This is a genomic window from Bacillus sp. FJAT-52991 (genome assembly GCF_037201805.1).
Lineage (GTDB): Bacteria > Bacillota > Bacilli > Bacillales > Domibacillaceae > Bacillus_CE > Bacillus_CE kandeliae.
In genome coordinates, this window is record NZ_CP147404.1 from 1,399,813 (window position 1) to 1,417,509 (window position 17,697).

Consider the following 17,697-nt stretch of genomic DNA (forward strand, 5'->3'; position numbering starts at 1 on the left):
CCTTTGGCAAAAAACAAATGACGGAAAGGAAAGAAAGATGAAAATATTATTTGTAGGCGATGTAGTTGGTTCTCCAGGGCGAGAAATGGTCAGTGAATATTTACCGATGCTTAAAAAGAAGTACCGTCCTGAATGCACAATTGTAAATGGTGAAAATGCGGCTGCAGGACGAGGGATTACACAGAAAATCTACCGTCAATTTTTAAATGATGGAGCGGACGCAGTCACATTAGGGAATCACGCTTGGGACAATAAAGAGATATTTGAATTTATTGATGAAGCGAAGCAGCTTGTGAGACCGGCGAATTTCCCGGAAGGTACACCTGGTAAAGGGCTGATCTTTGTGAAGCAAGCGGGACTAGAGGTTGCCGTGATTAACATTCAAGGGCGTACATTTATGCCTCCGTTAGATTGCCCGTTTACAGCGGTAGAAATGCTTGTAGAAGAGGCGAGAAAGCGAACTCCGTTTATTTTTGTAGACGTTCATGCGGAAGCTACTAGTGAAAAGCAAGCGATAGGTTGGCTTTTAGACGGGAAAGTATCGGCTGTTGTAGGTACACATACTCATGTTCAGACAGCGGATCATCGGGTATTGCCAAAAGGAACGGCCTATTTATCAGATGTTGGAATGACAGGGCCTTACGACAGCATTTTAGGGATGGAAAAAGAAGCTGTACTAAAAAAATTCCTGACTAGTTTACCTGTTAGGTTTGAAGTGCCAAAGAGCGGCCGCACTCAACTTAGTGCTTGCCTCATTGAGCTAGATCGCAAAACAGGTCTAGCAAAAACAATTGATCCGATCCTCATTAACGACGATCATCCGTTTATTGCAGAATAACATCTTGCCCCTTTTGTTAAATAGACAAGTAATACGTGAGCTATTCCTCGAATATAGTAACAATGGAAGGCTAGCGATAAAGTGAAACTTCAATCAGTGGGCGTTTTTCTCATCCCCACTGATTGTTAGTTGAACGGATCGGGCGTTTACGGGCTGTTGATCCCCTACCTACATATCTGTGCTTCTTCTGCCATGTTGAGGTGGGGTCTTACAACCCGTTAATGCGGGATAAGTGTGTTCTATGGAATGAGCATTCGGTATAGTTAATAAAGGGGGCCATGAAATGGAAGTATTAAAAGTTTCGGCAAAATCCAATCCTAATTCTGTAGCTGGTGCACTTGCCGGTGTTCTGCGTGAAAGAGGTGCCGCTGAAATCCAAGCAATTGGGGCTGGAGCGCTTAATCAGGCAGTAAAAGCAGTGGCCATTGCCAGAGGGTTTGTCGCTCCTAGCGGGGTGGATCTAATTTGTATTCCTGCTTTTACCGATATCTTGATCGATGGGGAAGAACGAACAGCGATCAAATTGATTGTCGAACCACGATAGAAACAAACATTACGGTCAGACTCAAACACAGAAAACGGAGTTGTGTTTTCATCCGCTCTGTGTTGGAGTCTGACTTTTCATTTGAATGAAAAAACATTTGCAATTTTATGTTAAATTGAATATAGTAAATATACTATTCCTACTTGTATAATAAGATTTAAGGAGGGGTAACATGATTTTTGATGCTCATTGTGATGTTCTATATCGACTTCAAACTGAAACGGGTCTAAGTTTTCAACAAAGTCAAGGTCTGCATATTACGTATGACCAGTTAAAGAAAGCGGGAGGCAAAGTGCAATGCTTTGCTATTTTCATCTCTTCTACATTAAAGCCATCTGAACGATTTCGAGCAGCGCTAGAGCAAATTGATTTATTCTATGAGAAAATTGTGAAGCCTCATCCTGATATAAAAGTAGTCAAATCAAGGAAAGATATATTTGATTTGCTGAAAGGAGAAATTGGAGTAGTATTAACGCTTGAAGGCTGTGAGGCCATTGAAGAAGACCCTCTGAAGTTAAATATTCTCTACCATCTTGGTGTTCGCTCGGTTGGATTAACTTGGAACAATGCCAATGCTGCAGCAGATGGAGCCTTGGAAAAGAGAGGAGCTGGCCTGACAGCTTTTGGCATCCAAGTTGTTGAACAACTAAATCATTTGGGGATATGGACAGATGTTTCCCACTTATGTGAGCGAGCTTTTTGGGATGTGGTAGATGTGGCTCACTTCCCGATTGCTAGTCATTCTAATTGTTATCAGCTTTGTCCTCATCCAAGAAATTTAAAGGATGAACAACTTAAGGCAATCATCCAAAAAGATGGTGTCATCGGTTTGACATTTGTTCCTTTCTTTGTGAAGAAGGAAGGAAAAGCCACCGTAGTTGATTTATTAAAACATGTAGAATATCTATGTGAGCTTGGAGGAGAAGACCATCTTGGATTTGGATCAGATTTTGATGGGATTGATGAAACAATTTCGGGATTAGATTGTTATCAAGCGTATGAACAATGGGGTGAATTACTGAATAAATATTATTCATCCCTTCAAACAGACAAATTTCTTTATTATAATTTCGCGCGTCGGTTTCCAAACTAAATCAACAAATATAAAGTTAGTGATTTATCCTTAAAAGTGATACACTAGTTTTGTGGAGAAAGAAGCGTATTAAAGGAGTGTAATGGTCAATGATAGAGCAGCTTTCTTGGAAAGTTGGAGGACAGCAAGGTGAAGGGATTGAAAGTACAGGAGAGATTTTCTCTATGGCTTTGAATCGCTTAGGCTATTTTTTATATGGGTATCGTCATTTTTCATCAAGGATTAAAGGTGGACATACGAATAATAAAATTCGCGTAAGTACGACGCCTGTTCGTGCTGTAGCGGATGATCTTGATATATTGGTGGCATTTGATCAGGAGACGATTGATGTAAACTGTAAGGAATTACACGATAAAGGCATGATTCTTGCAGATTCGAAATTTAATCCTGTCAAGCCAGAGGATACAAATGCTGAGCTGTATGTTGTGCCATTTACGGAAATGGCAACTGAACTTGGAACATCGCTAATGAAAAACATGGTTGCTGTAGGAGCTACTTGTGCGGTTATCAATCTTGATGTTCAAGTATTCACAGGTGTCGTTCAGGAGATTTTTGGACGTAAAGGCGAAGCGGTTGTTCAAAAAAATATGGAAGCTATTCAAGCAGGCTATCGTTATATGCTTGATCAGCTAAATGGCAAAGAAGGAGCGCTGGAGCTTAAAGAAGCTGATGGCAAACAGCGGATGTTTATGATCGGTAACGATGCGATCGCTCTTGGGGCGCTCGCAGGCGGCGTTCGTTTAATGGCTGCTTATCCGATTACACCGGCTTCTGAAATTATGGAGTATTTAATTGAAAAATTACCAGAAGTCGGCGGGACGGTCATTCAAACGGAAGATGAAATCGCAGCAGCAACGATGGCAATCGGTGCGAACTATGGAGGAATTCGTTCATTCACAGCTTCTGCCGGCCCGGGCCTTTCATTAATGATGGAGGCGATCGGCCTTGCAGGAATGACGGAAACACCGCTTGTTGTAGTTGATACACAACGTGGAGGACCATCAACGGGATTACCGACGAAACAGGAACAATCAGATTTGATGGCGATGATTTATGGAACACATGGGGAAATTCCAAAGATTGTCCTTGCACCAAGTACGGTGGAAGAAGCCTTTTTTGATACAGTTGAGGCTTTTAACTTGGCAGAGGAGTACCAATGCCCGGTCATTATCTTGTCTGATTTGCAATTGTCATTAGGAAAACAAACGGTCGAGCCGCTTGATTATAGCAAAGTGGAAATTCGTCGCGGAAAGCTGATTCAAGAAGAACTACCTGAAACAGAAGAGAAAACGTATTTTAAACGCTATGAAGTGACAGAAGATGGTGTCTCTCCTCGTGTGATTCCTGGAATGAAGCATGGTATTCATCATGTGACAGGTGTTGAGCATGATGAAACAGGTAAACCGTCTGAGTCTCCGTCTAATCGCCAAGCACAAATGGATAAGCGCATGCGAAAATTGAATCATATGCAGTTTAAAACACCAGTCTATAAAAATGCTAAGCATGACCAATCTGATGTATTGTTAATTGGATTTAACTCTACTCGAGGTGCGATTGAGGAAGCAATTGATCGATTAGAACAAGAAGGAATGAAAGTTAATCACGCTCAAATTCGATTAATTCATCCATTCCCGACAGAAGAAATTTTGCCGTTAATTGAATCAACGAAACATGTGTTAGTAGTAGAAAACAATGCAACAGGTCAGCTTGCCAATATTATTAAAATGAACGTAGGCTACCCGCAAAAAATTAAAAGTCTGTGTAAATATGACGGGAATCCATTCCAGCCACATCATATTTATACAAGTAGCAAGGAGCTGTTTTAAATGGCGACGTTTAAAGATTTTCGAAATAATGTCAAACCTAACTGGTGCCCTGGTTGCGGTGACTTTTCCGTGCAAGCGGCGATTCAGCGTGCGGCGGCAAATGTCGGTTTAACACCTGAAAAGCTTGCGGTCATTTCTGGAATTGGTTGTTCTGGTCGTATTTCCGGGTATATTAATTCCTACGGGCTCCATGGTATTCACGGACGCGCTCTTCCGATTGCCCAAGGAGTAAAAATGGCGAATAAAGATTTAACAGTCATCGCTTCAGGTGGAGATGGTGACGGCTTTGCCATTGGCATGGGACACACCATTCATGCGATGCGCCGTAATATTGATTTAACTTATGTTGTCATGGATAATCAAATTTATGGATTAACAAAAGGGCAAACATCTCCGCGCTCTGCTGAAGGTTTTAAAACAAAATCTACTCCACAAGGGGCGATTGAAAGTGCGCTCTCACCGATGGAGTTAGCTATCACTAGCGGTGCTACCTTTGTTGCTCAAAGCTTTTCAACCGATTTAAAAGAATTAACAGCGATCATTGAGGCAGGGATTGAGCATAAAGGATTCTCTATTATTAATGTATTCAGTCCATGCGTCACTTATAATAAAATTAATACGTATGACTGGTTTAAAGAACATTTAACGAAATTATCGACGATTGAAGAGTATGATTCGTCTAATCGTGAGTTAGCGATGAACACGTTAATGAAGCATGACAGTCTTGTAACGGGGATTATTTATCAAAACAAAGAAAAACCATCCTATCAACAACTTGTGTATGGTTATTCTGATGAACCGTTAACTGCCCAAGACTTGAAATTAGAAGATGCTCACTTTAACAAGCTTGTGAAAGAGTTTATGTAATAAATAAAAAAGAGGGTGAACGAAAAGGTCGATGAAAAACGATCTTTTAAGTGTCACCCTCTTTTTTATCGATAAAATAAATGTTTTTTAACACTTTCATACATATTGATTCCGTCTAGTTGTTCTTTCTTTTGTTCTATTATATACTAAAATAATGTGTATGCATTACAAATGTATTTTCTTTTTGCCTATTTAGCAGCAAAGGAAAGGAGAACTAAAATGAATGAAGAACAACGCAAGCATGGACAACAAGTGAATGAAAATAATCCAACGGACAAAAAATCCGAAAAGGATTATAGTAAATATTTTGAAGCAGTGTATCAGCCGCCATCCTTAAAAGATGCCAAAAAGCGTGGAAAAGAAGACATTAAATATCATAACGATTTCAAAATTGATGAGAGATTTCGAGGAATGGGCGAAGGGCGCAAATTCTATATTCGCACATATGGATGCCAAATGAATGAGCATGACACAGAAGTAATGGCTGGTATCTTTTTAGCGTTAGGCTATGAAGCCACTGATGCTGTCGACGATGCGAATATCGTTTTATTAAATACATGTGCGATTCGTGAAAATGCCGAAAATAAAGTATTTGGTGAATTGGGTCATTTTAAAGCCTTAAAGCAAGAGCGACCAGATTTATTGTTAGGTGTTTGCGGATGTATGTCCCAAGAGGAATCTGTTGTCAATAAAATCCTAAAAACGTATCAACATGTCGATATGATCTTTGGTACTCATAATATTCATCGTTTGCCACAAATTTTAGATGAAGCCTATAAATCTAAAGAAATGGTTGTTGAAGTGTGGTCTAAAGAGGGAGATGTCATTGAAAATCTTCCGAAAGTGCGTCGAGGCAATATTAAAGCTTGGGTTAATATTATGTACGGCTGTGATAAATTTTGTACGTATTGTATCGTCCCGTACACACGCGGCAAAGAAAGAAGTCGTCGCCCGGAAGAGATTATTCAAGAAGTGCGTCATTTAGCCGCTCAAGGTTATCAAGAAATTACGTTACTTGGTCAAAATGTGAACGCGTATGGCAAAGACTTTGAAGATATCAAATACGGATTAGGCGATTTAATGGATGAAATCCGCAAAATTGATATTCCGCGTGTTCGTTTTACAACGAGCCATCCGCGTGACTTCGATGATCATTTAATTGAAGTATTAGCGAAGAAAGGCAATTTAATGGATCACATTCATTTGCCAGTGCAGTCAGGTTCTTCTGAAGTGTTGAAGATTATGGCACGTAAATACAATCGTGAGCAGTTCCTAGAGCTTGTTCGTAAAATTAAAGTCGCGATTCCAGATGTTGCATTAACAACGGATATTATTGTCGGCTATCCAAATGAAACGGAAGAACAATTTGAAGAAACGTTATCTCTTTATAGAGAAGTAGGTTTTGAATCGGCGTATACATTTATCTACTCTCCACGAGAAGGAACGCCAGCAGCAAAAATGAAAGACAATGTTCCAATGAAAGTGAAGAAAGAGCGTCTACAACGATTAAATGCGGTAGTGAACGAGTTATCAGCTGAAGCAATGAAACCATATAAAGGTCAAATTGTTGAAGTATTAGTAGAAGGTGAGAGTAAGAACAATCCTGATATTCTAGCTGGTTATACAAATAAAAGTAAACTTGTGAACTTTAAAGGGCCTAAAACAGCGATCGGAAAAATTGTTAAAGTAAAGATTGCAGAAGCAAAAACATGGTCCTTAAATGGTGAAATGGTAGAAGAACATACAATGGCAGAGGTGAACTAATATGACGTTATACACGAAAGACGATATTGTGGCACGTGCAAAAGAGCTTGCTCAAATGATTTCTGAAACAGAGGAAGTAGCGTTCTTTAAAGAAGCTGAGTCAAAAATTCATGAAAATCAAAAGGTTCGCGAAAAAATTGCAAGTCTAAAAAGCTTACAAAAACAAGCGGTGAACTTTCAGCATTACGGAAAGATCGAAGCCTTAAAAATGGTGGAAGAAAAAATTCAAAAAATTGAACAAGAATTAGATGAAATTCCAGTTGTACAACAATTTAAAGAATCACAAGTGGAAGTGAATGAAATTCTGCAAATTGTGGCTTCATCTATTTCTAATACGGTCACTGATCATATTATTGAATCAACTGGTGGAGATTTGCTTCGTGGTGAGACTGGTGCTCAGGTGAAAAACAGTCAGCCTGGAAGCTGCAGTTAATCGAAGAAAACATGCAAAAAGAGACTTGCTGCTAAATGAAGCGCGGTCTCTTTTTTCGTTTAGCTATTTTTGACGTAGTTTTTCGTTTGAATAATTTTTATTTCTGCTAGGCACATGTCTTGCTTTTTGTGCATAGGATAAATGGAGAACAAGCGAGGAGGTACGCTCGAATGGCAGAATATAGGGAGATTATAACAAAGTCGGTCGTTGCCAAAGGCCGTAAGTTTACACAGTCTCATCACACCATTAGTCCACCGAACCATCCATCGAGCATTTTAGGCTGCTGGATCATTAACCATGAGTATAAAGCCAAAAAGGTCGGGAAAACAGTAGAAGTGCACGGAATATATGACATTAATGTCTGGTATTCTCATCACGATAATACGAAAACATCGGTCGTCACAGAGAGGGTCGACTATAAAGATGTGATTAAACTTAAATATCGCGATGAACATTGCTTCGATGATGACGAGGTCATAGCAAGAGTGTTACAGCAGCCAAATTGTTGTGAAGCTGTTATTTCGAAGCATGGAAATAAAATCGTTGTGCACGTAGAAAGAGAGTTTTTGGTTGAAGTCGTTGGTGAAACGAAAATTTGTGTAGCTGTTCATCCGCCTGGCTCTGATGGTGACTGGGATTTTGATTTTGATGATGATGACTATGAAGAATTGGATACATCATTTCTCGATGATGAACAAGAGCATTAATAGTCAGTGCGGGCCAAAAAATGTGGCCGGCACTTTTTTTTCTGCTTCAATTTAAGGGGTATGATATAATTATAATTTGAAAATAGACAGGCAATGTGGAAAGGGATTGGAATTTGATGAAGCAATATACCCCAATGATCCAACAATATTTAAAAGTCAAGGCAGAATATCAAGATGCCTTTTTATTTTTTCGTTTAGGCGATTTTTATGAAATGTTTTTTGAAGATGCAACGAAGGCGAGTCAATTGCTAGAAATTACATTAACTAGCAGGGACGGAGGTTCCACAGAAAAAATCCCAATGTGTGGCGTTCCGTACCATGCAGCGGCAGGTTATATCGAACAGCTTATTGATTTAGGTCATAAAGTCGCTATTTGTGAGCAAACGGAAGATCCGAAACAAGCCAAAGGTGTAGTTAGACGTGAAGTGGTGCAATTAATTACACCTGGAACTGTCATGGAAGGCAAAGGGCTTCAAGATAAAGAAAATAATTATTTAGCAGCACTGTTCGCTTTCTCCAACGAAACCTATGGACTAGCTGCTAGTGATTTATCAACAGGAGAAAATAAGGTGACCTCCTTATCCTCATTAGATGAAGTTATGAATGAATTAGCCACTTTGCAAGTGAAAGAGGTCGTGATTCAAGCGAATCTTGATTCAACGATTCAACACCAGTTGAGAGAGCGATTAGCGGTGACGCTTTCGATAGAAGAGGGGAATTCTGAACAAGAAGCATTTATTCCACTCATGCAAAATGTAAATCAATCAGAGCTTAGACAAGTCGTTTCTTTATTATTCTCGTATTTACATCGTACGCAAAAGAGAAGCTTAGATCATTTGCAGCCGGTTGAACATTATAATGTGTATCAGTTTATGAGAATCGATCAATACTCGAAGCGAAATCTTGAACTAACAGAAACGATTCGATCAAAAGGAAAGAAAGGCTCATTGCTTTGGCTTCTCGATGAGACGATGACGGCCATGGGAGGACGGTTATTGAAACAATGGATCGATCGGCCGTTGATCCAGCAAGATCAAATTGAGCGACGGTTAACGATGGTACAAACGTTAATTTCCTCTTTTTTTGAGCGTCAGGAACTTCGTGAGCAATTAAAGGAAGTGTATGATTTAGAGCGTTTAGCTGGAAGAGTTGCCTTTGGTAATGTGAATGGACGGGATCTCGTCCAATTAAAAAAATCATTACAGCAAATTCCGCTATTAAAGCAAATACTCTCTCAAATAAACAATCAAGAAATCAGTGAGTTGACAAATAACATCGATCCTTGTGAAGAACTGACTGATTTGCTAGAAAGAGCCTTAGTGGATCATCCGCCATTGACCATTAAAGAAGGGGGAATGATTCAAGAAGGTTTTCATGCCGAGCTCGATACGTATCGTGATGCAAGCCGAAACGGAAAAACATGGATTGCAAATTTAGAGCGAGAGGAAAAAGAACGGACCGGCATTAAGTCTTTGAAAATCGGCTATAATCGAATTTTTGGCTATTATATTGAAATTACGAAAGCGAATCTCAACGCACTTGATGATAGTCGTTATGAACGCAAGCAAACATTAGCCAATTGTGAACGATTCATTACTCCAGAGTTAAAAGAAAAAGAAGCGATGATCCTACAAGCCAATGAAAAAATGGTTGAGCTGGAGTACGCGCTATTTTTAGAGCTAAGAGAAAGCGTCAAGGAGTATATTCCTCGTTTGCAGCAGCTCTCACACCTTGTTAGTGAACTCGATGTTCTTCAATGCTTTGCGACAGTTAGTGAAATGCGTCACTATGTCCGGCCGATTTTAACGAAAGGCCGAGAATTAGTTCTTAAAGATGGTCGCCATCCAGTGGTAGAGAAAGTAATGGATTCACAGGAATATGTGCCAAATGATTGTGAGATGAACGCCGAAAGAGAAATGCTCCTTATTACAGGACCAAATATGTCTGGGAAAAGCACGTACATGAGGCAAGTGGCATTAACAGCCATCTTAGCTCAAATTGGTTGCTTTGTGCCAGCTGCTAAAGCAGAGCTTCCTATTTTCGATCAAGTATTTACGAGAATCGGAGCGGCAGATGATTTGATTTCGGGACAAAGTACCTTTATGGTGGAAATGTTAGAAGCAAAAAATGCCATTACTCATGCAACGAACCAATCGTTAATTTTATTTGATGAAATCGGTCGCGGAACGTCTACTTATGATGGAATGGCTCTTGCCCAAGCGATCATTGAGTATATTCATGACAAAATTGGAGCAAAAACGCTTTTTTCTACACATTATCATGAACTGACGGTGTTAGAAGAAGAGTTAGCGCAATTAAAAAATGTTCATGTCCAAGCGGTCGAACAAAATGGAAGAGTCGTGTTTTTGCATAAAATTAAAGAAGGGGCGGCTGATAAAAGCTATGGGATCCACGTAGCTGAATTAGCGGAACTTCCGAAAGAATTAATTAAACGAGCAAATGAAATTTTAAAAGGATTAGAGGAGAAGGGGCAGCAACAAGAAAGCCATACGAAAAATCAGCAAGTAAAGGAAGAACAGGTAGCGGTTGAAGTTGAAAAAGAAGCAGCTCAATTGTCGTTCTTCCAAGAAAAGGTTGCTGTTTCGCCTGAACCTACATCAAAAGACAGCAAGATCATTGAGGAATTAAGGAAGTTTGATTTATTAGAAATGACGCCATTAGATGCGATGAATGCTCTTTATGCGTTACAGAAAAAAGTCAAAAAATAACCGATGAAAGAGGGTGACGAAAATGGGGAAAATCGTGCTGTTAGATGACGTGCTATCCAATAAAATTGCTGCTGGAGAAGTGGTGGAGCGACCTGCATCTGTTGTAAAAGAGTTAGTAGAAAACTCGATTGATGCCAATAGTACAGTGGTTGAAATCGATGTCGAGGAAGCTGGGCTAGAGTGTATTCGAATTCTTGACAATGGTGGGGGCATTGAGCCGGAAGATGTGCTCACCGCCTTTGCTCGTCACGCTACAAGTAAGATTAAAGATGAAAACGATCTGTTCCGTATTCGCACCCTTGGTTTTCGAGGAGAGGCATTACCGAGTATCGCTTCTGTTTCAGAGCTCGAAATGACGACCAGCACAGGAGAGGGAGCAGGCTCAAAAATTATTCTTTCAGGTGGTGTGGTCAAGGAGCATATTCAAGCAAACAGCCGGCAAGGAACAGATATTAAAGTATCCGGGTTATTTTTTAACACTCCCGCTCGATTAAAATATATGAAAACGATTCACACAGAGCTTGGAAATATTACAGATGTGGTCAATCGACTGGCGCTAGCCCATCCGGAGGTTTCCATTCGCCTGCGTCATAATGGTCGTGAGCTATTACATACAACTGGAAACGGGGACGTCAGACAAGTGCTGGCAGCCATTTATGGGGTGAATATAGCGAAGAAAATGGTTCCTTTAACGGCATCTTCACTTGATTTTGAAATTGATGGTTGGTTGGCGCTTCCAGAAGTGACAAGGGCTTCGAGAAATTATATGTCGATGATGGTGAATGGTCGTTTTATTAAAAACTATGGATTAGTCAGAGCGGTTTTAGAGGGGTATCATACTCTTCTTCCAGTTGGTCGCTATCCGATCGCCTTAGTCAATATTAAAATGGACCCACTTTTAGTCGATGTAAATGTCCATCCGTCTAAATTAGAGGTTCGCTTTAGTAAGGAGCAGCAATTAATTGAATTAATTACTTCTGCTGTTCAACAAGCCTTTAAAAAAGAAACATTAATTCCAAGTGCTGCTCCAATACAAAAAAAAGTACAAATCGAATCTGAGCAGCAAACGTTTACTCTCGACCATCTTGACTCGCCTTCAAAAGCGAAAGTAGAAAGTCGGGCAACGGAGGAAACAAGCTTTTCATTTTTACAACAAAGAAAACCAACCGAAAATGAGCCGGTGTATTCTTTCGATCAAGAACAAACAGAGCGTACAGATCGGCTTGTGACAAAGGAAGCTCCTAACTTTTTTATGCCTAATCACAGGGATGAAATGGAAGAAGTAGAAGAAGTGGCAGTCGAAAGCAAGCCAATAGAAAGTCGCATTCCCCCGCTCTATCCGATCGGTCAAATGCATGGGACGTACATTTTTGCTCAAAATGAAAATGGGCTATATATGATTGATCAACATGCCGCTCAAGAAAGACTAAAATATGAGTATTTCAGAGAAAAAGTAGGACAAGTCGAAAAAGAGCTACAAGAAATGCTAATGCCCTTAACATTAGAGTATTCAGCAGATGATTGTATCAAAATTTTGGAGTATGTTAAGCAATTGGAGGAAGTAGGCATCTTCCTAGAGTCATTCGGGGATCGTGCGTTCATTGTCCGTTCTCATCCACAATGGTTTCCAAAGGGAGAAGAACAAACCATCATAGAAGAGATAATCGAGCAGCTATTATCTATGAAACAAGTAGATATTAAAAAATTGCGAGAAGAAGCAGCCATTATGATGAGTTGTAAAGCATCGATCAAAGCGAATCATCACCTTAGACAAGATGAAATCCAACAACTACTCGACGATCTAAGGCAAAGTTCCGATCCGTTTACTTGTCCGCATGGACGCCCGATTCTTATCCACTATTCTACGTATGAATTAGAAAAAATGTTTAAACGGATTATGTGATTTCGATTTTTGAAGAACCCTTATATATTAAGGGTTCTTAGTGTTTTATTGGAGTAATTGACCATAATTTGACCACATTTACTGCTCAGAGCCTGTTTTTCTTGAGTGCTTGAGAAAAATGTTCGGCTGATTGACCTTGTAAATTCGGTGTGACATGCCTATATTTCTCTTTAAGTTGAGCAATTTTTCTATTCCGATGAAATTAAACTGTTATTTCTTGAAGATGAATCGCTTGAAGAGTTAGTGACCGTGAGAAATATCCCCTTTAAAGTCAAAGAAGGGGATATTATTTATGTATCATTAAACGGCGGTATACAGCTTAAACAAAAAATCCTTGATCACAGCCATCAGAGGTTTTTTTCACATAGTTTAGATATATTAACAAATTGAAATTAATTTACATTTATTTCAAATATTAATAGTCGTTTAGATATGTCAAATTGATGTTTTTTATGTCAGATTGATGTTTTTATGTCAAATTGATGTTTTTATAATTAAAAAATATTAATTTCCAGCAAACTGCTATTGTTGGAATGGATTGTTTGGTATATTGGCATAGTGTTAATGAAAATAAAGGGGAGATAAAAAGTAATTAAGAAAAGACTTAGTATTTTATTAGTTTCTTTTGTTTTATTGTTGTCGACACTTGGATTTATGCCAAATTCATCACTAGCTGCCACTTCTTTTACATGGCCAGCTGATGGGAAACTTACGGATACGTTTGGTTCTAGAGGTGGAAAACATTACGGTATTGATATTGCAAAATCTGGTACTGTTCCAATTAAGGCTTCAGCAAGCGGAACTGTAAGCAAATCATATTATTCAAGTTCTTATGGAGAAGTAGTGTTTATTAAACACAACATAAATGGTGTCCCATATGAAACGGTTTATGCTCATATGAAATCAGGAAGTCGTAAGGTTTCAGCAGGACAAAAAGTAAATCAAGGAACAGTTATTGGTTATATGGGGAATACAGGTCATTCTAGCGGTCAACATTTACATTTTGAATTGCACAAAGGTACTTGGAATAGTTCCAAATCTAATGCAGTAAATCCACTAAACTACTTAGGAAAAGAAACACAAGTTGAATATCATAAGTATGATGGCACATTTGCGACTTTAAAAGTTAATGCTCCAAAGGATAAAAATGTAAATATTTTTGGTGCTCCAGGTTATGGTTTAAAAGGCTCATTGCCAAATGGTGGAACGTATAAAGTATATAATAAAGCAATAGGATCAGATGGTAATACGTATTACAATATTGGAGATAATACTTGGATACATTCTGCTAATGTTATAGTAACACCGTATCGTGCAACTGTAGATTATCAATGGAACGTTAATGTATACAGTGCTCCAAATGGGGCATATAAGGGGAAAGTAAGCCCGGGAACGACATTTAAAGTAGATGGAGCTGAGGATGGATGGTATGATCTTGGCCAAAATACTTGGATTAAGGCTGAATATGTAAAAGTAGTAAAATAATATGTATGTCTAATTGGAATTTAAGCTTTTCTCTTTAATAGAGAGAAGCTTGTTTTGTTTAATTAATTTTTTTGTGTTATGGGTATATATTGTGATGAAAAAGTAACCACATGAAAGGACATGATCACCAAAACGACCATCTTTTATCGTTTATTGTGGAAAATGTGTGGTAAGATGTATAATAATAAATCATTTATGAAATGAATTACATCGGTATAAGAATACGAATAAATGTTTGTGAATGTGGATAATTAAAAGAGTTATATGAAGGCAGTGGACCGTTATCTCCATTACCGTCGTTATATATGACAAATAAAGAGGTTATATTATGATCATTCGAAAACTATGGTTCATAGGAAGTTTGCTCGTGCTAATTCCCATTGGTTTATGTACATATTATTATCAGCAAATCAAAGCGACCGCTGCCGAAAAGCCCCCATCAAATGTAGCATATATTATGGTGTTAGGGGCGAAAGTAAATGGTACGGAAATGTCGTTAAGTCTGCAATATCGTGTGAACACGGCGCTTGATTATTTAAAGAAAAATCCAGAATCGAAAGTGATTGTATCTGGCGGGAGAGGCTCTGAAGAAGCTATATCAGAAGCCGAAGCGATGAAACAATTTTTTATAGAAAATGGGATACCGCAAGAGAAAATATTAGTGGAAGACCAATCTACATCTACCTATGAAAATATCATTTTTTCGAAAAAGAAATTTAAGATAAAGGAAGCTGTGATCGTCACGAACGACTTCCATCTATATCGAGCCAAGAAATTAGCAGAAAAACAAGGAATAAAAACATATACGCTGGCAGCTCCTACACCAGAGGTCATCAAAACACAAGCATACATAAGAGAATTCGCAGCTATCACAAAAATGTTTCTTACAGGAAAATAACAGCATATGAACGCAGGGGAGGTCATCCCCCGCTACGTTCATATACTTTAGTTGTTAAATTGTTGGTTGGCTAGTTTTCGGTAGAGTGGGTGCTGATTATATAGCGTGTCATGTGTGCCTGTTCCGGTGATTCGTCCGTTTTCGATAACGGCAATTTGATCCGCATTCACGATTGTGGATAGGCGGTGTGCAATCACAAGAGTTGTTCGTCCATTCATTAGCTGATCTAGTGCCTTTTGAACAAGTTGTTCAGATGCACTGTCTAGATTGGATGTCGCTTCATCAAGAAGCAAAATTTTGGGGTTTCTCATAAATGCTCGAGCGATGGCAATTCTTTGCCGTTGACCACCTGACAGTTTCATTCCTCGCTCGCCTACTTCCGTATCATATTGATCTGGCAAACGATCAATAAATTCATCAGCATTCGCAAGCTGTGCCGCTCGTTTCACATCCTCAAATGAAATTTCGCCTTCCATCCCATAGCTAATATTTTCGAGAATCGTTCCTGACATAATTGGGCTTTCCTGCGACACATACCCGATTTGGTTCCTCCAATCTTCCAACTGAAACTGATGGATGTTACGTTCACCAAGAAGAATCTGACCACGATCTGGATGGTAGAAACGTTCGAATAAGGCAAACAACGTCGTTTTACCGCTTCCACTTGGTCCAACAAAAGCGGTTGTTTTTCCTGTTGGTATATGAAGATTAAACTGCTTTAACACAGGCTTGTTTTCACTGTAACTAAATGATAAATCTTTCAGCATCAGATCCTTTGAAGCTTCCTTTATTGGAAGACCCGTACCTTCCGCTTCAGTCGGTAAAGATAAAATTTCTTGGATTCGCTCGGTTGCTCCCATCGCTTTTTGAAAAGCGGTAAAAAAAGAGGCCATTTGACTAAAAGGGATCACAATTTGAAACATGTAAATGATGATGGCGACAAGTGACCCAGCTGATAGCTCACCAGATGCCACACGGATGCCGCCGTAGCCAATTAATACAACAAGAACAAGCATCATAATGACGGTCATGAAAGGGGAAATGATTGCTTGAATACGCGCTTCTTTTAATCCGAATTGAAATAGACCCTCGATGCGATTTAATCCTTTATTTTTTTCAATATGCTCAGCATTGTAGGCTTTTACTAGACGAATATCTGAAAGGACTCGACCAAGATCTCCTGAAAACCCAGCCATTTCCTCTTGTGTATTTTTAGAAATACGATACATTTTTTGCCCTAAAGGTACGATCATCAATATCGCCAACGGAACGGCCAGCAACATAATAACCGTCATTTTCCAATCGATGAATAATAGAATAACAACGGCTCCAATCACCGAAATGATCCCAGTGACAAAAGAGATGAGATGCTGTGTAATTAACGTTTTGACAATGTTTGTATCCTGTGTGATCCGACTCATCGTCTCACCTGATTCATGTTGATCAAAATAATCAACGGGAAGGGCAAGCACTTGATTCCATAAACGCTGGCGAATCGAGGAAACAACGGATTCTCCAATGTAACTCATCAAATAAAAAGAAAATCCACCTGAAATCGTTTGTAAGAAAAAGCTTCCGGCTAAAAAAATAATAACGGATGGCGGCAATTGATTTTCGGCAAGTCCATCTACTAAATTGCGGGTAAATAGGGGGACCACTAACCCGGCAGCGGTTTCGATGATACTTAAGGTGATTGCTAAAATAATTATCCACTTTGGAATCTTACTTTGTGTGAATAATTGAAAAAAGGCTTTCCATTGTTTAGCATCTGTTTTTTTACTATTTTCCATTATTTTCTTCCTCCTTTTCCATATAGTAAGCCATTACTTGTTCCATCCATTTCTCTTCTTCAGGAGAGAAGGGGCTAGGAAACAACCATGGATCTAATGGAATCTCTTCCGCCGCTAATTTTTCTAGTGTGGAAGGGTCCTCACCAATTACTTCATTAGCCAAAGAAGTGAATTCTTTAACAAGTCTTTCTACTTGAGGACTCGCGGGATCAGAAAACATGACTTCTTTAAATCTTGAAAAAAGGTCCATCATTTTTTTCTCCATCTCTTCTTGAACTTCTTTTACTCGATCATAAAGTTGTTCCACTAATTCCTCGGGCCAATGAGACTTCATCCATTCTTTATGCTCATCCTCCATTTGTACACTGTTAATAATAGAAGTAAAAACTTGTGGATCTAGCTTGTAATTATGATCAATTTGCTCGATCGCTAAATTCAACAATCGAATGGAATCATCTAACTGTTCTCGTTTTTTCTTCATCATATCTCGTTGAAATACAAGGGAATCCTTCATATCCCAGTTTTCATTGCGAAGATATTTGGCCGTTTCATCAAGAGAAAACCCTAAAAATTTCAAGGAAATAATTTTTTGCAGCGTAAAAAAGTCTTCTTCCTTATACGAGCGATGTCCAGCTTTTGTTCGCTCAGCTTTTAATAGACCGATTTCATCATAGTATTGCAACGTGCGAGCGGACATACCTGTGAGCTTTCCCAATTCTCCAATTGTGTATTTTTTCATCATTCATCTCTCCCTAAAAAGTAACTATCCTTATCATAAAACATCACGTAACGTGAAGGGCAAGGGGGAAGTAAAAATAGG

At 39.0% G+C, this 17,697-nt stretch carries 14 protein-coding genes; 12 read left to right on the forward strand and 2 right to left on the reverse strand.

What is annotated here, in order from left to right; translation table 11 throughout:
• Nucleotides 1-37: 37 nt before the first annotated feature.
• The 12 genes from WDJ61_RS07205 to WDJ61_RS07260 all read left to right on the forward strand — a co-directional run bounded on the left by WDJ61_RS07205 (nucleotide 38) and on the right by WDJ61_RS07260 (nucleotide 15,087).
• Nucleotides 38-838, forward strand: a complete 801-nt coding sequence (locus tag WDJ61_RS07205) for a TIGR00282 family metallophosphoesterase (RefSeq protein ID WP_338754113.1) — start codon at nucleotides 38-40, stop codon at nucleotides 836-838.
• Between the two features lie 283 nt (nucleotides 839-1,121).
• Entirely contained in the window at nucleotides 1,122-1,382 is a 261-nt protein-coding gene (spoVS, locus tag WDJ61_RS07210) for a stage V sporulation protein SpoVS (RefSeq protein WP_094835567.1), read from the forward strand.
• A gap of 172 nt (nucleotides 1,383-1,554) precedes the next feature.
• A complete protein-coding gene (locus tag WDJ61_RS07215; protein ID WP_338754114.1) occupies nucleotides 1,555-2,475 on the forward strand; it encodes a dipeptidase in 921 nt (306 codons plus the stop codon).
• An 89-nt stretch (nucleotides 2,476-2,564) separates the two neighbouring features.
• Complete coding sequence (locus tag WDJ61_RS07220) at nucleotides 2,565-4,301, forward strand: 2-oxoacid:acceptor oxidoreductase subunit alpha (RefSeq protein WP_338754116.1); 1,737 nt, start codon at nucleotides 2,565-2,567, stop codon at nucleotides 4,299-4,301.
• Entirely contained in the window at nucleotides 4,302-5,168 is an 867-nt protein-coding gene (locus tag WDJ61_RS07225) for a 2-oxoacid:ferredoxin oxidoreductase subunit beta (protein ID WP_338754117.1), read from the forward strand.
• Between the two features lie 219 nt (nucleotides 5,169-5,387).
• The gene (gene miaB, locus WDJ61_RS07230) at nucleotides 5,388-6,932 is read left to right on the forward strand and encodes a tRNA (N6-isopentenyl adenosine(37)-C2)-methylthiotransferase MiaB (RefSeq protein ID WP_338754119.1); all 1,545 of its coding nucleotides are present in this window, start codon (nucleotides 5,388-5,390) and stop codon (nucleotides 6,930-6,932) included.
• Nucleotide 6,933: 1 nt separating this feature from the next.
• On the forward strand, nucleotides 6,934-7,365 hold the full coding sequence (locus WDJ61_RS07235) for a RicAFT regulatory complex protein RicA family protein (protein ID WP_338754121.1): 432 nt from the start codon (nucleotides 6,934-6,936) through the stop codon (nucleotides 7,363-7,365).
• A gap of 170 nt (nucleotides 7,366-7,535) precedes the next feature.
• Nucleotides 7,536-8,072 carry an outer spore coat protein CotE gene (gene cotE, locus WDJ61_RS07240; RefSeq protein ID WP_338754122.1) on the forward strand — a complete coding sequence of 179 codons (537 nt, stop codon included), beginning with the start codon at nucleotides 7,536-7,538 and terminating at the stop codon, nucleotides 8,070-8,072.
• Nucleotides 8,073-8,188: 116 nt separating this feature from the next.
• Nucleotides 8,189-10,801, forward strand: coding sequence for a DNA mismatch repair protein MutS (gene mutS / locus WDJ61_RS07245; RefSeq protein ID WP_338754124.1), 2,613 nt, complete (start codon nucleotides 8,189-8,191; stop codon nucleotides 10,799-10,801).
• 22 nt (nucleotides 10,802-10,823) lie between these two features.
• Complete coding sequence (gene mutL / locus WDJ61_RS07250; protein WP_338754125.1) at nucleotides 10,824-12,704, forward strand: DNA mismatch repair endonuclease MutL; 1,881 nt, start codon at nucleotides 10,824-10,826, stop codon at nucleotides 12,702-12,704.
• Nucleotides 12,705-13,358: 654 nt separating this feature from the next.
• The gene (locus WDJ61_RS07255; protein ID WP_338754126.1) at nucleotides 13,359-14,189 is read left to right on the forward strand and encodes a M23 family metallopeptidase; all 831 of its coding nucleotides are present in this window, start codon (nucleotides 13,359-13,361) and stop codon (nucleotides 14,187-14,189) included.
• Between the two features lie 328 nt (nucleotides 14,190-14,517).
• Nucleotides 14,518-15,087, forward strand: a complete 570-nt coding sequence (locus WDJ61_RS07260; RefSeq protein WP_338754128.1) for a YdcF family protein — start codon at nucleotides 14,518-14,520, stop codon at nucleotides 15,085-15,087.
• A gap of 47 nt (nucleotides 15,088-15,134) precedes the next feature.
• On the opposite strand, the gene WDJ61_RS07265 is transcribed toward WDJ61_RS07260, so the two are convergent.
• Both WDJ61_RS07265 and WDJ61_RS07270 read right to left on the reverse strand, forming a co-directional pair.
• Nucleotides 15,135-16,877 carry an ABC transporter ATP-binding protein gene (locus WDJ61_RS07265; RefSeq protein WP_338754129.1) on the reverse strand — a complete coding sequence of 581 codons (1,743 nt, stop codon included), beginning with the start codon at nucleotides 16,875-16,877 and terminating at the stop codon, nucleotides 15,135-15,137.
• Complete coding sequence (locus WDJ61_RS07270) at nucleotides 16,867-17,616, reverse strand: MerR family transcriptional regulator (RefSeq protein WP_338754130.1); 750 nt, start codon at nucleotides 17,614-17,616, stop codon at nucleotides 16,867-16,869. Before WDJ61_RS07270 ends, WDJ61_RS07265 begins: the two co-directional genes overlap by 11 nt.
• Between the last annotated feature and the right edge of the window lie 81 nt (nucleotides 17,617-17,697).

Coding starts and splice junctions, on each gene's coding strand:
- WDJ61_RS07255 (WP_338754126.1), top strand. CDS start 13,359: ATGCCAAATTCATCACTAGCTGCCACTTCTTTTACATGGCCAGCTGAT.
- mutS (WP_338754124.1), top strand. CDS start 8,189: ATGAAGCAATATACCCCAATGATCCAACAATATTTAAAAGTCAAGGCA.
- cotE (WP_338754122.1), top strand. CDS start 7,536: ATGGCAGAATATAGGGAGATTATAACAAAGTCGGTCGTTGCCAAAGGC.
- WDJ61_RS07260 (WP_338754128.1), top strand. CDS start 14,518: ATGATCATTCGAAAACTATGGTTCATAGGAAGTTTGCTCGTGCTAATT.
- miaB (WP_338754119.1), top strand. CDS start 5,388: ATGAATGAAGAACAACGCAAGCATGGACAACAAGTGAATGAAAATAAT.
- WDJ61_RS07215 (WP_338754114.1), top strand. CDS start 1,555: ATGATTTTTGATGCTCATTGTGATGTTCTATATCGACTTCAAACTGAA.
- spoVS (WP_094835567.1), top strand. CDS start 1,122: ATGGAAGTATTAAAAGTTTCGGCAAAATCCAATCCTAATTCTGTAGCT.
- WDJ61_RS07265 (WP_338754129.1), bottom strand. CDS start 16,877: ATGGAAAATAGTAAAAAAACAGATGCTAAACAATGGAAAGCCTTTTTT.
- WDJ61_RS07270 (WP_338754130.1), bottom strand. CDS start 17,616: ATGAAAAAATACACAATTGGAGAATTGGGAAAGCTCACAGGTATGTCC.
- mutL (WP_338754125.1), top strand. CDS start 10,824: ATGGGGAAAATCGTGCTGTTAGATGACGTGCTATCCAATAAAATTGCT.
- WDJ61_RS07225 (WP_338754117.1), top strand. CDS start 4,302: ATGGCGACGTTTAAAGATTTTCGAAATAATGTCAAACCTAACTGGTGC.
- WDJ61_RS07235 (WP_338754121.1), top strand. CDS start 6,934: ATGACGTTATACACGAAAGACGATATTGTGGCACGTGCAAAAGAGCTT.
- WDJ61_RS07205 (WP_338754113.1), top strand. CDS start 38: ATGAAAATATTATTTGTAGGCGATGTAGTTGGTTCTCCAGGGCGAGAA.
- WDJ61_RS07220 (WP_338754116.1), top strand. CDS start 2,565: ATGATAGAGCAGCTTTCTTGGAAAGTTGGAGGACAGCAAGGTGAAGGG.